This window comes from Streptomyces sp. NPDC059256, assembly GCF_042753785.1.
In the GTDB taxonomy this organism is placed as follows: domain Bacteria; phylum Actinomycetota; class Actinomycetes; order Streptomycetales; family Streptomycetaceae; genus Streptomyces.
This window is the reverse complement of the sequence record NZ_JBHYZO010000038.1, coordinates 1-15,031: the sequence shown is the minus strand read 5'-3', so window position 1 is coordinate 15,031 and position 15,031 is coordinate 1. Positions and strand designations below refer to the sequence as shown.

Here is a 15,031-nt window from a genome sequence, read left to right as displayed (position 1 = left end):
CCACGATCGAGAAAGTTGTCGAACATGCTTCTCCTGACGGACGACCAAGTCCGCGCCTGCCTCCGCATGGACCGCCTCGTCGACGCCTTGCGCGATGGGTACCGGGTCGAGGCCCGAGGTGGTGTGCAGCTCCCCGACCGCATCAACCTGAGTGCGCAACCGGGATTCTTCCGCCTGATGCCCGGAATCGTCGGCGGCGCCGGCGTGATGGGCTTCAAGGTGTTCAACGAAGTCGCCGCCGGTGGCGTCCAGTACCTGATCGGCCTCTACGACGAGGCGTCCGGCGAACTGCTGGCCCAACTCGACGGCGCCTACCTCACCGCTGCCCGCACGGGCGCCGCGACGGGCGTTGCGGCCGGCGTCCTCGCCCCGAACGGCGCCATCAACGTCGGACTGATCGGTTCCGGTCTGGAGGCCGAGACCAATCTGGAAGGTGTCTGCGCCGCCATCGAGGTCGCCAAGGTCTCGGTGTTCAGCCCTAACGCGGAACGACGCACACGGTTCGCGCAACGTATGGCCGAGCGGCTCGGCATCGATGTCGTCCCGGTGGACGCGGCCGAGGAGGCAGCCTCGGCACCAGTCGTGGTCGTGGCGACCAACACCGGAATCGGCACCGGACGCACCGCCCTGCGCGGCCAGTGGCTCAACCCCGGCGCGACTGTGCTGTCCATCGGTTCCACCATGCCGGCGCTGCGCGAACTCGACGTCGATGTGATCGCCCGCGCCTCCCTTGTCGTCAGTGACGCACCCGAACAGGCCCGAGGGGAGTCAGGTGACCTGATCGCCGCGGCCGAGGCCGGTGTTCTGGGTGACAAGATGCGACCGCTCGCACAGCTCGCCGCCGAGGGCGCGCACCGCGAGAGCCCCACGGACATCGCCGTCTACAAATCAGTCGGAACCGCGCTACAGGACCTCGTCGCCGCACATGTGGTGTACACCAGCGCCCAGGCCAGCGGCATCGGAACGACGATCGACCTCCTACGAGTCAAGAAGCCGGCAGGATCATGAGCACCTCCGCCACCCGGCGCGGCGCGCTGGTCACCGGAGCCGGCAGTGGGATCGGAGCCGCAGCCGCCCGTGCACTGGGTCGTGCCGGGTACGCGGTGGCCGCCGTGGACCTGTCGCGGTCCGGTGCGCAGAAGACTGTCGACGGTATCCAGTCGTTGGGCGCGTCAGCCGCAGCGTACTGCGTGGACGTCACGGACGAGGCCGCCGTCACCGAAACGGTCCGCGCGGCGGAGCACGAGCTGGGCCCCCTGGACGTGGTGGTCCACGCCGCGGGCATCTTCGACCAGAACCAGACCTTCGCCGAACTCAGCTCTGCTTCCTGGGAGTTGGTCCTTCGGGTGAATGTCCAGGGAACCGCCAACGTCCTGCGGGCCGCGCTGCCCGCCATGGCCGAGCGACGCCGGGGCAGCATCATCACGGTGGCCTCGTCCGCGGGTCTCGTCCCCCGCGGCGGAGGCGCCGCGTACATCGCTTCCAAACACGCGGTAGTGGGCCTGACCCAGAAGGTGGCCGCCGAGGTCGCGGCCCAAGGCGTCCGCGTCAACGCAGTCGCCCCCGGCTGGATTCCCACCCGGCTCTTCGAAACCAGCGCGGCGGCGCTACAGGCCGACGCGCGCTGTGTGGATGTCCCGAATGAGCCGGCTCCCGTCGGCGGTGTGGTGCCCATGCAGCGTCCCGGCACCGTCGACGAAGTCGCGGACACCATCGTCTTCCTCGCCGGTGACGGGTCCCGCTACATCACCGGCACCGTCCTGCCGATCGACGGCGGCTATCTCCTCGGCTGACCGTGCCGCATCCCCCCACGTCGTCCCCCGGTCGCCCGGCGCGTCCGCAGACGCGCCGACGTATTCGAAAGCTCAGAGGTACTGCTATGAAAGTGATCGCCCACCTCGACAAGTGCCGTGGGTACGGCAGCTGCATGCTGGAGTCCCCCGCCGTGTTCGACCTGGACGAGGACGAGAACAAGGTCATCGTGCTCAACGACGAGCCGGCGGATGAACTGCGGGCCAAGACCGAGCGCGCCGTGCGTTCCTGCCCTGCGCGCGCCCTCCAGGTGACCGGCTGATGGCCCCGCCCGAGCATGTCCTGGTTGTCGGCGCATCCCTCGGCGGGATGTCCCTCGCCCAAGAGCTGCGCCGGCTCGGCTACGACGGACGAGTGACGGTGATCGGGGCGGAGAAGTCTCACGCGCACTACGACCGGACCCAGTTGTCCAAAGACCTCCTCACCGGTCGCGCGGCGCCCGATTCGCTGTACCTGATGAGCGAGGAGGAGGTGGCGGGCCTCGCGATCGACCTGCGTACCGGGCTCCGTGCCACTGCGCTACGGGTCGATCGGGGCGGGAACACGGTGACGCTCGACGACGGGTCGTCCCTCACGGCGGACGTTGTCGCGATCGCGACGGGCTCGTGTGCGCGTCGGCCACCGTTCCCCGCGGACCTGAGGGGTGTCCACGTCCTGCGCACCATGGAGGACGCACTCGCCATCCGCGCCGAACTGCCCGTCGCGGCGAAGGTCGTCGTTCTGGGTGCCGGGTTCATCGGCTGCGAAGTCGCGGCCAGTGCCCGCGCGCTCGGCCGCAGCGTGACGATCGTCGATGTTCAGCCCGCGCCGATGTTCACCGCCCTGGGGCCCGTCGTCGGGAACCACTTCGCCCGACTGCATACGGCACGGGGCACGGTCCTCGAACTGGGCACCGGTGTGGCGGGGCTGGTCGGCGATGGCCATGTCACCGGCGTCCGGCTGGCCGACGGCCGTGTCCTCGACGCGGACCTGGTGGTCATCGGGTTCGGCGGTGTCCCCGAGACGCAATGGCTGGTGGGGGCGGGCATCGACGTGGACAACGGTGTGGTCTGTGATGACGGAGGTCGCACCTCCGCACCCGGGGTCCTGGCCCTCGGGGACGCGGCCAAGTGGTACTCCCTGCGCCACGCTCGTCCTGTGCGGTCGGAGCACTGGAATCACGTCAACCTACAGGCGACCGTCGTGGCGGAGAACATCATCGCCGGTGCGGTGGCCGCCGAAGGGAGCGCCGTGTCACGGCTGGATGCGCTGCCCTCCTTCTGGACGGATCAATTCGGCACGCGGATGCAGATGGTGGGGACACCACATCCCGACGACCAGGTCGACATCCTCGCCGGCCAACCGGGACAGTCCGGACTCGTCGCCGTCTACAGCAGGGACGGACGAGTCACGGCCGCCGCGGCCGTCGACGCGCCCCGCGCCCTCGTCCGCCACCAGGCGCTCGTCGCCGACGGCGCGCCCTGGCCACAGGAGGACCTCACCCACTGACCGCGTGTCAACAGCCCCTCCCTGCCTCGCAGGGGCGGGTTTGATCGGCCGACGACTTCGGCTTGCAGGAACAGCCCACCGGGTGGCCCTTGCCAGTAGCTCCCGCAAGGGCCACCCGGCCGGCCGCCTCCATGAGAGTCGGAGGCTCTACGGGAGGCCGGCGACACACCGCACCTCATCTGGGCCCCGATCCCACCGACAGACGCTCAGGCACCTATCGGGGAGCGACCTTCCCTCGCCACCCGAGCAACTGGGACAGCGAGGTCGCCAGGCCCAGCGCGACGTCCCGGACCACGACAGGATCATGCCCGTCACCCCGTCCGTTCACAACGGACGCCGACGCCACCACCACCCCCTCGACATTGCGCACAGGAGCAGCGGTCGCTGTCGTCGCCGTGGTCATGTCCTGGTCCGTGGTCACGACTCCCGAGGTCCTCGCTCCCTCCAGGGTGGCGTGCAGCGCGGCGGCGTCGACGATGGCGTTCTCGCCGTCCTGCACCGACGTGTAGTGGTCGATGTAGGCATCAGTGAATGCCGCCGGAGCGAAAGCCAGCAGGACCAGTCCGCGGGCACCGATGTGCAGAGGGTACGGGCGGTAGGTGTTGGCGTAGGAAAGACTGGGAACCGGATTGCGCGGTTCGACGCTCGCGATCGCGATGGACGCATACGCGTCACGCTCAGCGATCTGAACGAATCCGGCCACGCGATCGGAAGCGTTCCGCATGAGCGGTTCGCCGGTGTGGAACAGCGGGTGCTCGCTCAGGTACGACGATCCGAGTGCGAACAGTCGGCGACCGACGTAGTGCAGCCCGGTCGCCTCGTCACGATGCACGAACCCGTGCTCGCGGAGATACGCGAGGGTTCGGTGCGCGGTCGCCCATTTCGTGGAGGTACGCTCCGCGAGTTCTGTTGCTCGCATCGGCTTTTCGGCGAGGTACTCCAGCATCTGCATGGCTCTGTGCATGCTCTGCATGGAGCTGGATGTGGAGGCGCGGGCCGTATCGCCACTTTCGAACATCAGCGAAATCTACCACGCCCGATATCGCGGATGATCATTCGAACGCGATTGCCGCCGCCCCGCGCTCGCTCCGGTGGATAAAGGGGGTCGCGGCGGCCCCACCAGGAGGATTATGCGAGCGGTGGCCTGTCAGATATCCCTCATGCCCGGTACGTACGTCTCCCTCGGGGCGGGGCTGATGCCCGCCCCTGCGGCACGCCAGCCTCACCCCCTGTCGAGCCTTGCCTACCGGCTCGGCGGGGGTTCGTCTCACCCCGAGCAGCTACGCCGCGTGGCTGAGCAGGGAAGGGCCGAGGACGAGGACTGCGGCTACGGTTCAGGCATCGGCGTTGTGACTCGGTAAGGCACCGAAGAGTGTCAGGAAGGCACGTGCACCACGGCGGCCTCAGCGCTGGCATCACAGATTCATCGCCCGAGAGGACGGAGGAGGACGCATGCGGTTGGTCATTCCCGACTATCTGGCCGAGGCCCTCGGAGATGTCGAGTCGAACAGGTCTGGGCAGCTGGCGGACTACATCCCTGAGCTTGCGGCAGCGGACCCTGAGCGCCTCGGTGCGGTCTTCGCCACCGTTGACGGCGAGATCTACGGTGCCGGCGACATCGATACCGAGTTGACGATCCAATCGATCTCCAAGCCGTTTATGTACGCGCTGGCACTGGCTGATCGCGGCTTCGCCCCCGTGCTTGCCAAAGTCGGTGTCGAGCCATCGGGAGAGGCGTTCAACCAGATCTCCCTCGAAAGTGCTACTGGGCGCCCTTTCAATCCCATGATCAACGCTGGTGCGATCACCGCCCACTCGCTGGCCGGTTCGGAGGGCATGAGTCCGACGGATCGCGTGGAGCGCGTGGTCCGCGGTCTTTCGGCGTTTGCCGGTCGTAGGCTGAGGATTGATGAGGCGGTGTGCGTGTCGGAGATGGAGCATGCGCACCGCAACCTCGCCATCGCGTACATGCTCCGCGGCTACGGCATCCTGACCGAGGACCCCAGGACCATCGTCGAGGGCTACACCCGCCAGTGCTCTGTGCTCGTCACCGCGCGAGATCTGGCCATGATGGCCGCGACGTTGGCCAATCGCGGCGTAAACCCTCTCACCGGTGAGCGAGTGGTGCACGAGCCGGTGGTACGTCAGGTGCTGAGCGTCATGTCCACCTGCGGAATGTATGACGCGGCCGGTGACTGGGCGACCCAGGTCGGCATTCCGGCGAAGAGTGGCGTGGCCGGGGGCCTGATCGGAGCTCTCCCCGGCCAGATCGGCATCGCCACCTTCTCACCACGACTGGATGCCCACGGGAACAGCGTTCGCGGAGTGTCGCTGTTCGAGCGGTTCTCCTCCGACATGGGTCTCCATGTGATGGAGGTCCCAGCCGCTGCGCGTGCCATCGTGCGGTCCAACCATGTCGTCGGCGGCGGACCGAACGCGGCCCGGGTCATCCAACTGCAAGGTGGGATCGGTTTCGCCGGAGCCGAGAGAGTTGTCCGGGAAATCGTGAACACTGCCCCCGCAGAGGTCAGGGTGGTTTTGGACCTCACGATGGTCTATGCGATCGATGACGTGGCACGGCGCATGCTGCTTGAGGTCGTGCGTCGGCTCACGCTGGATGGTCACGAGGTGTACCTCGTCGACCCGGAATCGATCGTGCCCGATCCCGATCCCGGCGATGGTGGCCGAGTCACCGTCGTAGGGAGGTGGAACGAGCCGTGACCTCACCGCACAAGGTGGCCCAGCACGGGAGCCGCCCGACGAAGAGAGAGGTTTGACGCACGAACAGCGAGCGCCCGTCCGTTCCGCGCCGGGTGGAGGCGAAACGTCCTGCCTTCGAAGGCGGGGTTCTCGTCGGCGCCCAACTCGGTGTCAGTGGCGCGGGGCACTTGCAGAGGTACCACCCCACACGGTCGAGGTCTCAGCTGCCGCTGTCGCGGTGCGGTGGCCCTGAGGAGCGATGGAGCCTTTCCCCGCGAGGTCTGCCGCGTCAGCTGCGGAAGGTGACCCATGGCCTCCGGTGGGGGCCGCGTGCGTGGGGGTTGCGTGGAACCAGTGCGTTGGACAACGGCTGTGCACCGTTTCACGTCCAGTCCATGCCCGCTGGGAGTTTTGACCTGACGGGTTGTTGACGAGGCTGGTGACGTCGAGTGTGAGGGTTCGCCGCCGCAGGCGCCAGGCGCCCTTACGAGCAGCTACCAGGCCCCGGGGTATGCTGCTCCGCTCCGTCCTGACTGGAGGTCATGTCCGTGTTCTCCACACGGGGACTTGCCGGCGCTCCGTTGGCGCTGGCGTTTCTCGCCCTATCCGGCTGTTCCTCTTCCTGGGGTTCCTGGGGCTGCACCGACACGACGGCGGAGCGCGGTGCGGCCGGTGTCAGGGTGCAGGTCGAAGACACGGACGGGCGGCCTCTCGGCGTCACCGCCGAGGTCGTTGGCTGGCGCCTTGAACCCCACCCACAGGTGCCCTCCGAAGGTGACCGGGTCCACTTCCACTTCCGATTCGACCGCGCCGACGGGATAACCGAGCCTGCGGTGGACGCCTGCGCGGTCGACGAGGAGCGTGTGGCGCTGGGGTGTCAGACGGTCCACTGGTACGAGGCGTTCGGGCGAGACGGTGATCTCACAGGCGACGGCTGGCTCGCCGTCGAGCACCCTGAGCAGGTTGCCGCAGTGCTACTGATCCCCAATGATCAGTCGTCCCTCGACCGACGAACCTGCGAGCAGGACCTCAAGGACGGCGGTGGGCGGCATCCTCCGGAACCAGCCACGGTGGGCGACGAACTGTGAGCCGCCATCACCGTTGATGAGCCGCGGCACGTTCACCACCGCCCTCTCGGTCTCGGGGAACAGCCTGCAGTCCGCCGAGGCGCTTGTGGCCGTGGCGCCGCTCCAGGACTGCGGTGGGGCGGTGCCGAAAAAGCGTTCGCATTCATCCCGGAGCCGTTGTTACCCTCGCGGAGTTCCTTCGACCCGCTCTGGGGCTTGTGCCCGAGGAGAGAGATTTATGTTTCGGCTCGCGCCGCGCGCGCCTCGCGGCACCGTCTAGCCAGTAGTCCGTCTTCTGATGCCGTCCCCTGCCGGACGGCGACCGGACGTGACACTCTCCGGTGCTCTGAACCAACCCATGTCCTGGCCCACGCGCATGTCGCGGCGCCTGGAGTGGGTGCCTTCTTCGTCGAGGCCGCTCGGCCTGCTCTTGCTGTCATCTCACACTCCCAGCAAGGAGCACCCCGGGTGTCCCACACCAACAAGTCTCTCTCCAGCACTCCACCGACCATCCTGACCGGCACTTTCGCCTGCCACCGGCGATAGGAGCCGTCATGCGTCCCATGACCAGGGAAGAGGTGCGCGGCGCGATCGTGAACCTGGACCCGACCGAGAACAAAGTACGACTGCCAGCCTGGTTCGACGACACCCCGTGGCACCGGATCGACTACCTCGGGTGGCGGGATCTGCGCGCCGCGAAGTGCGCCTACCTCGTCACCGAGGTGGACGGCCAGGCGTTGGGAGTGCTGCTGCGGCAGGCCCCGAACCACGCGGTACACGGATCGCGCGCGGTGATGTGCGACCTATGCCGGTCCACCCGGCGGTTCAACGAGGTTTCGCTGTTCACCGCCCGACGACCATCACGCGACAAACGTGAACGTCTAAACGCGGTCGGCCTCCTCCTGTGCACCGATCTCGACTGCGCGGTGAAGATGCACACCAAGCCGATCCGCCAAGCCTTCGATCCTCCGGACGACGAAATCATCGCCACCCGCCGCGAAGGCATGCGCTCGCGCACGATCGCCTTCATCCGTTCGGTGTCCGACACCGAACGAACCACACGCCGCAGAAGGTGAGGTGGTCCTCCCCTGAGAATCCTCAGGGGAGGACACACTTGCCGCCGGACGATCGGTGCGTAGGGCCGAGGGGCGCGGTGGTGTCAGGCCCTGCCGGTGCCGGACTGTGCGGTCCAGTCGCCGACCGCCTGGTGCACGGTGGAGAACCGTGCACCGTGCTCCTTGGCCCGGCGGATGATCCGTTCCAGGATGCGGATGCGCCCGGCGCGGCCGATGGACTGCGGGTGGAAGGTCTGAGTGAACACGCCGTGCGGAACCTCCTCCACCATGAAGTCGAGATCCGCCAGCCAGCGGTTGGCGAGCCCTTCAACGTCGGTGGAGGCGGGCATCAGCATCGGCGGGGCGAGGGCGAACTCCATGAAGGGGAAGTCGTCGAGGGTCCAGGAGACGGGCACCTCGACCAGGTCCAGCTCGCGCCCGAACTCCACGGCCCGGTCCCAGTGGACGATGTCACCGGTACGGCAGCGGTACAGCTCGAAGTCGTGCCCCATCATGCTGCTGTCATAGGTGAACCCGAAGTCGGACAACAGCCGTGTGGAGTTCTGGGAGAGATCGAACGCAGGGGACCGATATCCGGCCGGGCGGACTCCGAGAACCCGCTCCAGAGCGTCGAGTCCACGCTCCAGCACCTCGGATTCGGCCGCTTCATCCAGGCTGGTAGGGCCCTCATGGGCGTAGCCGTGGTGGCCGATCTCATGGCCCGCGTCGCGGATGCGCTTGCACACGTCCGGGTAGGTGTCGACGTCCAGGCCAGGGATGTACCAGGTGGACGTGACTCCTTCCCGCTCCAGCAGATCGAGGATGCGCGGGGTCGCGACATTCGCGGCGAACTCGCCGCGCGAGACATACGTCGGTGTGGACAGGCCCATGGTGCCCAGCCAGACGGAGATGGCGTCGAAGTCGAAGGTCAGGCATACAGTCGGCTTGGTCATGGCTGCTCGTCTCCTTGATCGGGATGGTCGGTGGCAAAACTCGGGCTCAATGGGAGGGCCAGGCCCGGTAGAGCTCCGCGCGTCGGCGGCGGTCCGCGAAGGTCGTCGCGGCGCCCGTCTTCCGGTTCTCGGCGAGCCACTGAAGATCGACGTCGGCCACGGCGACCGCGTCGACGTTGGCGGCGGTCTCGGCGAGGACTCCGTTCGCGGGCCAGCCCGCGTCGCAGGGGCCCAGGACCGCGCTGCGCGCCCAGGCTCCTGGCCAGGGCCCCCGGGCGGGGCTGGCGACGCCGGAGTGCACGGTGTAGATCTGGTTCTCGATGGCGCGGGCGGCGGCGCAGTGACGGACACGCCAGAATCCGGCCTCGGTGATGGTGAGTGAGGGGACGAGGACGATCTGTACGCCCTGCTCGGTGAGCGACGCCGCGCATTCCGGTATCTCGGCCTCGTAGCAGATGTTCACGCCGACGATCCCGAAGGGAAGTTCCACGACCGCCATGTCGTCTCCCTCGCCGATATCGAGGGAGGATTCGAGCGGGAAGAGATGGGTCTTGGCGTGCTCGTGCAGCAGCGCTCCGTCCGGCCCGAAAAGAGGAGCGACGTTGAGCAGGCCGCCGTCCACGGTGCGGACCAGATGCGAACCGGCGAGGATGTGCTGACGGCGCTCCGCGGCCTCGCGGGCCATGAGCTCGCGGTAGCGGTCGGTGAACTGTACGGTCTCGACCGCAGGCTCCAGATCCACGGCGTCACGCCAGCCGGGTACGGCCGTCATGAGTTCGAAGGTGATCAGCTCGGGCAGTACGACGAGGTCGGCGCCGGCCGACTGGTCGAGCAGATCCCGAATATGTGCGGCGAATTCCTCGAAATCCGCGACTTCACGGAACGCTGAAGTACAGCTGGCGATTCTGGGCATCAGGGCTCTCCCTTGAGTCCGGGCGATGCCCGCATGCTGTCAGCGAGAAAGTCCGAATTCGTCGGTCAGATGACCGACAGGCAGAGACCAGGACCTGCGGTTACGATGCCCCGGTGAGCACGTATCCGCCGCGTTCGTCCGAGATGATCGCCGTGGTGTCCCGCACGGGTGAGATCCGGGAACGCCATCGCGGCGAAATCACCGTGCACGCCGGCCTTTCCCGCTATCTGCGCACGGCGGCCCGTGTCGAGCTGCCCACCCCCGTGTGCTTCGCCTGGGACACCAGCCCCGACCCGGCCACCCTCCCCAAGGAGCCCGACCCGGACCGTCCCCGGATACTGCGCGTCCGTATCGCACCGGCCGGGCGTCCGTCCGGGGGCTGTCACGTCGAGGTCCGGCCGTTCACGCCGGAGGAACGTTCCGGACTCACCGGGCGTGAACTCCAGGTGCTGACCCTGGTCGCCTGCGGACTGACGAACCCCGATATCGCCACCCGTCTGACGGTTTCCCGGCGTACGGCTGCCACCCACGTCGAGCGGCTCCTGCACAAGCTGGGCGTCACCAGCCGTGCTGCGGCGACGGCGATCGCGCTGGACCGGGACCTGTTCACCCTCCCGGTACGGGGCGACCTGGTGGGCCTCCCGTCACTCGGCCCGCTCAGGCTGGAAGCGGCGGTACGCGACAACCCCGGGAGCCCGTCCCACCCCACTCCACGGCGGCGCGTCACTCGGCCGAGGCCGCTGATGATCGGTGCCGTCTACCCCTCCGCCGGGGACTGGCGCGGTGACGGCCTCCAGATGGAACAGGGCACCAGGCTCGCCGTGGACGAGATCAACGAACGCGGCGGTGTAGCCGGCCGCAGGATCGAGCACGTCCCGCTCCGGGTCAACATCCAGGACGGCCGGGCGATACAGCACGCGATCGAACGACTCGTCGGCGAGGACGTCGACGCGATCACCACCGGATACACGCTCCAGCGGTCCCGAGATTCGCTCAGTGCGCAGTTCCTCCCCGCGGCCTCCGCGGGCTCTCCCCTCCTGCACCATTCGACGTCGGCGAGCGCCGCCGATCTCATCGCCGACGAGTCCGACACGTTCAGCAACGTCTTCCAGGTATGCGGTCCAGAGAGCGTGTACGGAATCGGCTTCGTCCGTACGCTCACCACATTGCGCGACTCAGGCGCGTGGCGCCCGACCTCGAACAGACTTCAGGTCTTCGACACCGACGACACCGATATGAGGACGTTCACCCCATCCGCGATGGAGGCGGCCGAGCGAGCCGGATGGCGGCCGACCGTCGAGCACATCAATTCCTTCTCGCCGGACTGGACCACGGTCATTCAGCGAATCCGCGACCTGGACCCCGCCGCCGTCATGGTCGCCCACTTCACCGCCGCCGAGCTGGCCGCCTTTGTCCGCAAATTCCGGCGAGATCCGTCCGATGCCCTGCTGTACGCCCTGTACTCGCCCTCGGTTCCCCAATTCCTCGACCAAGCCGACGGGCTCGCCGAAGGAATGCTCTGGGCGACCGTCAGCGGACTGTACGGCGACGACTTCGGCCATCAATTCGAGCGACGGTTCCTTCAGCGCTTCGGGAGCACATCCGGAATGTCCAGCGCGGGAATTCGCTACGACATGATCCATCTGCTGGCCGCGGCATGGTCGCAGTGTGACTCGCCGCACGACACCGAAGAGGTCAACCGTGTCCTGCGCCGCATCGTCCATCGCGGGGTCAACGGCTCCTACCACTTCGGCTCCGTAGACCAGACCAATCTGGTCTACCCGGATCAGACGACCGACCCGTCCATCGCGCAGGCCCACCTCGTCTACCAGGTCCAGGACGGCCACCACCACATCATCGCCCCCGCGCCGTACTCCACCGCGCCCTTCAGGCCGACAGCCTGAGACCGGCGTCTACTACGCGGACAGGTGGTCGGGGCGGAAGGGCCGGCCCGGCCCGATGCCCGGGGAACAGGGCGGCGCCACCGAGGTACGGGGGCGGCGCCACCCTGCTCAGCCGGTCACCGCCTCAGCCGATCGGTGAACCCATCTCCCCACGTGCGGGGCGATTCTCACGCTTGGCGGAGATGGACGGGATCGTGCCGTTGGCGATGAGCTGTCGCACGCCTGCCGTATCGAAGCCGACCAACTTGCCCTGGTCGGCGGTTGTGGTGTAGCCGCCGTTCGGGCTGCACATGATGGGCTTAATGCCGTACGAGGTGGCTACGCACTCGCCCGCCGCCACGGTGCCGTCGCCGTTGAGGTCCTTGTTGGGGTGGTCCAGGCCGAGAACGTGAAGCATCTCGTGGGGGAAGACGTTGTTCAGCATGTACGTGGGCAGATACCACCCGGTCCAGTACTCCGAGTTCATCTGGACGTGTCCGCCCCATGCTGCGTTGTCGCCGGTCCAGCAGGGCAGGGCGCGGGACATGCCCGGCTGCCCGTTCAGAGGCCGGTAGACCTCGGCGAACTGGATCGTTCCCTTGGTGGGAGGACACACTGCGGGATCGACGTTGGTGACGCCACCGATGGATATGTTCACGCCTTCGGCCTGGAGCTGCGCGATCGACCGGGTGAGATACGGCGTGTACTTGGTCTTGAGCGCCGTTGACGTGAACGTGACGGTGAAGACGGTGCCGGGCTCGATGCTGGTCACGCGGTGCTGGGGCAGAAGCTTCCAACCGTTGCCTTCCAGAGGCCGCTCGGCCGCTACCGCGGGTTGGGCGGATAACAGCAACGCGACTGCCGCCACCATGGCGCCGATGACGGAAAACCTAGACTTCATCTCTTCCGATTCCTCTGGTTCGTTCAGACCCGGACGAGACCAGCGAGAAGATGCTCCCACCGGTCCCGTATGTCCAAGTAGCTTGGTAATCAGGGGGCTTGATGCTCCTGCGACCGCCCATGCTAATCGGCAATCCACTCCCGGCATGAAGCCCCACCAGCCGGCTCACCACGCCCGATGGCCGCACTGGTGGGCGTCCTGGCCGCCACGCGGCCCCGCGCACAGCGCCGCCCGGCTCAATGCACTCACGGCCGTCAAAACGGAGCAGCCACCTCCGGCCAGCCCGGCCCTTCGGGGCGCGCCATGAGAATCCGGCCTTGATCACCCGGCCAGGACGACGAACCGAGGGCCGGGAGCATGCACCCCGACCGCAGCCCGTCGATACCACCTGGATACGAGCCACTTCGACGGCCTGTCGGTGACCAAGGTGCTGATAGCCGCCCGAAGCGACCTCCCCACCGTCCTCCCCACCGATTCGACACGCACCGTTGATGCGACACGCACCGTTTGACCGGTTTCCAGAACCGCTATATAGTTCGTTGTTCAACTAAATACCTGGGGCTGTGTGCTCCACCCCGCAGCAGCCCGCCCCACTGACGGTCGGCTCGTACGGGCCGAGGGCGTTGCGGACCACCGGCCGTCACGGTGACGACTGGCTGGCCGGCCACGGCTACCCACTCCCGGAACGCGTCCCCGGCCTACAGTGCATGATCGACGAGGCCGCCGTGCCAGCCCCCGGTCTTGCTGGCGACGCGTCCCAACGGGCTGGCGAAGCCATGTCGTACCGCCCCAGCCGCCCACGGCCGCTCTCGCCCCGCCCGCACGAGCACAGCCCAAGGCGATCCCAGCCCCGAGGAGCCACCATGAGCAACAAGAGGACCGGCGGCCGTCGGCGCGGGGACCGCACGGAGAGCGGCCGAACCGGAGCCGTACCGGCACCCGCGCCGAAAAGACGTCACGGCACCAAGAAGGCGGCCCACAAGGCTGGCCGACCCACCGCCGCGAAGACCACCCGGGACGGTGGTAGCCGTCAGGGCCGAGGCGAGGCCCGCCGCCTGGTCGAGGTGCACAACCACTACCGCCGCGAACTCACACAGGTGCGGGAGATCCTGCGTCAGGTCAGGAAGGGCAGTGCCTCCATCGACCGGGCCCGCGGCCGGATCAACACACTCGCCCTCGCCACCGCCGACGGCGGATTCAGCGAGATCTGCCGCGCTTCCTGCCGCTCCTTGGCCGAGCACCACCGGCTGGAGGACCGCACCGTCTTCCCCCATCTGCGCCGCAGCCAGCGCAGTCTCCAACCGGTACTCGACCGGCTCGACAAGGAACACCGCACCATCCACACCCTCCTCAAGGATGTGGACCGGGCCCTGGTCCACCTCGCCCGCAACCCCGGCGACCACGCCCCCGTCAACCGAGCGATCAACCTCCTCACGGACGCCGTCCTCTCCCACTTCGCCTACGAGGAACGCGAACTCCTCGGCCCCCTCGCCCGCTATGGATTCGCCCCCGGTCCCCGCAGGTAACCCCCTGTCCCCACTCCCCGCCCAGGCATCCCCCTGATCTCAGTCGGCGTTGCCGTCCCGGTGGTCTGCGGTGGTGGAGCGGGCGCCGATACGGAGGGCGAGGCCGTCCAGATAGATGTCGAGCTTGTCGGTGAACCAGCCGCGGCCGTGCCAGGTGGCGTCGGCGGTGAACTCGGCTGCGAACGGGATGGTCTCCGACCAGGTGTCGCGGTACTCCTGCCGTACCGTCCGGCCGTTCCCCGCGCTGGTCTCCCGGTCGAGATGGCGCATGGCGACCCAGGTGGTGAGGACGAGTTCGGCGACGAAGTCCACCGAGACGACGGCCTCGCGGTCGGTCAGGCCGGCCGCGACCAGACTGCGGGCGTACCGGACCAGCCGTTCGATGATGGCTGGGGGGGTGCCCGGCGTGGTGAGCACGGCCTGGGCGAACCCCGGGTGGGCGTCGCACAGTTCCCAGATCCGGTCGGCGAACTCCCCCAGCAGCTCGCGCCAGGGCAGCTCGCTCTCCGGCCACCGGGAGCGTTCCACGGCCAGGCCGATCGCGGTGCGGACCAGGTCGTCGCGGTCGTGTACATAGCGGTAGAGCGTGGAGTGGCTGACACCGAGACGGGCGGCGACGCTGGGCATGCTGAAGTCCGCCAGGCCCTCGGCGAGGGCGGCCTCGGCGACGGCCCTGGTGGTCAGAGAGCGGGAGGGGCCGGGGCGGCCGGGCGGGGGCGAGGCACCCCCCCCC

At 67.9% G+C, this 15,031-nt stretch carries 14 protein-coding genes; 9 read left to right on the top strand and 5 right to left on the bottom strand.

Annotated features, from left to right (window positions below; all coding sequences use genetic code 11):
* Window positions 1-24 precede the first annotated feature (24 nt).
* The 4 genes from ACFXJL_RS34340 to ACFXJL_RS34325 all read left to right on the top strand — a co-directional run bounded on the left by ACFXJL_RS34340 (window position 25) and on the right by ACFXJL_RS34325 (window position 3,300).
* Window positions 25-1,008, top strand: coding sequence for an ornithine cyclodeaminase family protein (locus ACFXJL_RS34340; RefSeq protein WP_358877992.1), 984 nt, complete (start codon window positions 25-27; stop codon window positions 1,006-1,008).
* Window positions 1,005-1,793 carry an SDR family NAD(P)-dependent oxidoreductase gene (locus ACFXJL_RS34335; RefSeq protein WP_358877993.1) on the top strand — a complete coding sequence of 263 codons (789 nt, stop codon included), beginning with the start codon at window positions 1,005-1,007 and terminating at the stop codon, window positions 1,791-1,793. Before ACFXJL_RS34340 ends, ACFXJL_RS34335 begins: the two co-directional genes overlap by 4 nt.
* 86 nt (window positions 1,794-1,879) lie before the next feature.
* Window positions 1,880-2,074 carry a ferredoxin gene (locus ACFXJL_RS34330; RefSeq protein ID WP_358877994.1) on the top strand — a complete coding sequence of 65 codons (195 nt, stop codon included), beginning with the start codon at window positions 1,880-1,882 and terminating at the stop codon, window positions 2,072-2,074.
* Window positions 2,074-3,300, top strand: coding sequence for an NAD(P)/FAD-dependent oxidoreductase (locus ACFXJL_RS34325; RefSeq protein ID WP_384642788.1), 1,227 nt, complete (start codon window positions 2,074-2,076; stop codon window positions 3,298-3,300). Before ACFXJL_RS34330 ends, ACFXJL_RS34325 begins: the two co-directional genes overlap by 1 nt.
* A gap of 214 nt (window positions 3,301-3,514) precedes the next feature.
* Here the strand turns inward: ACFXJL_RS34325 and ACFXJL_RS34320 are convergent, their stop codons facing one another.
* Window positions 3,515-4,318: an IclR family transcriptional regulator C-terminal domain-containing protein gene (locus ACFXJL_RS34320; RefSeq protein ID WP_358877996.1), complete on the bottom strand. Its 804-nt coding sequence runs from the start codon at window positions 4,316-4,318 to the stop codon at window positions 3,515-3,517.
* Between the two features lie 434 nt (window positions 4,319-4,752).
* Here ACFXJL_RS34320 and ACFXJL_RS34315 point away from each other — a divergent pair, with 434 nt between their 5' ends.
* From ACFXJL_RS34315 to ACFXJL_RS34305, 3 genes are all read left to right on the top strand, one after another.
* The gene (locus tag ACFXJL_RS34315; protein WP_384699315.1) at window positions 4,753-6,021 is read left to right on the top strand and encodes a glutaminase; all 1,269 of its coding nucleotides are present in this window, start codon (window positions 4,753-4,755) and stop codon (window positions 6,019-6,021) included.
* Window positions 6,022-6,548: 527 nt separating this feature from the next.
* Window positions 6,549-7,088, top strand: coding sequence for a hypothetical protein (locus ACFXJL_RS34310; RefSeq protein WP_384699312.1), 540 nt, complete (start codon window positions 6,549-6,551; stop codon window positions 7,086-7,088).
* Between the two features lie 533 nt (window positions 7,089-7,621).
* Window positions 7,622-8,143, top strand: coding sequence for an FBP domain-containing protein (locus tag ACFXJL_RS34305; RefSeq protein WP_384699309.1), 522 nt, complete (start codon window positions 7,622-7,624; stop codon window positions 8,141-8,143).
* 83 nt (window positions 8,144-8,226) lie between these two features.
* Here ACFXJL_RS34305 and ACFXJL_RS34300 read toward each other — a convergent pair whose 3' ends face one another.
* Entirely contained in the window at window positions 8,227-9,075 is an 849-nt protein-coding gene (locus ACFXJL_RS34300; RefSeq protein ID WP_384699306.1) for a polysaccharide deacetylase, read from the bottom strand.
* 46 nt (window positions 9,076-9,121) lie between these two features.
* Entirely contained in the window at window positions 9,122-9,988 is an 867-nt protein-coding gene (locus tag ACFXJL_RS34295; RefSeq protein ID WP_384699303.1) for a nitrilase-related carbon-nitrogen hydrolase, read from the bottom strand.
* A gap of 113 nt (window positions 9,989-10,101) precedes the next feature.
* Here ACFXJL_RS34295 and ACFXJL_RS34290 point away from each other — a divergent pair, with 113 nt between their 5' ends.
* Complete coding sequence (locus ACFXJL_RS34290; protein WP_384699300.1) at window positions 10,102-11,892, top strand: ABC transporter substrate-binding protein; 1,791 nt, start codon at window positions 10,102-10,104, stop codon at window positions 11,890-11,892.
* 124 nt (window positions 11,893-12,016) lie between these two features.
* On the opposite strand, the gene ACFXJL_RS34285 is transcribed toward ACFXJL_RS34290, so the two are convergent.
* Window positions 12,017-12,832, bottom strand: a complete 816-nt coding sequence (locus tag ACFXJL_RS34285) for a hypothetical protein (RefSeq protein ID WP_384642767.1) — start codon at window positions 12,830-12,832, stop codon at window positions 12,017-12,019.
* 803 nt (window positions 12,833-13,635) lie between these two features.
* Here ACFXJL_RS34285 and ACFXJL_RS34280 point away from each other — a divergent pair.
* Window positions 13,636-14,298, top strand: a complete 663-nt coding sequence (locus tag ACFXJL_RS34280) for a hemerythrin domain-containing protein (protein ID WP_384699297.1) — start codon at window positions 13,636-13,638, stop codon at window positions 14,296-14,298.
* Window positions 14,299-14,337: 39 nt separating this feature from the next.
* Here ACFXJL_RS34280 and ACFXJL_RS34275 read toward each other — a convergent pair.
* Window positions 14,338-15,031 (bottom strand): TetR/AcrR family transcriptional regulator (locus ACFXJL_RS34275; protein ID WP_384699295.1); only part of this gene is annotated, 694 nt, incomplete at its 5' end.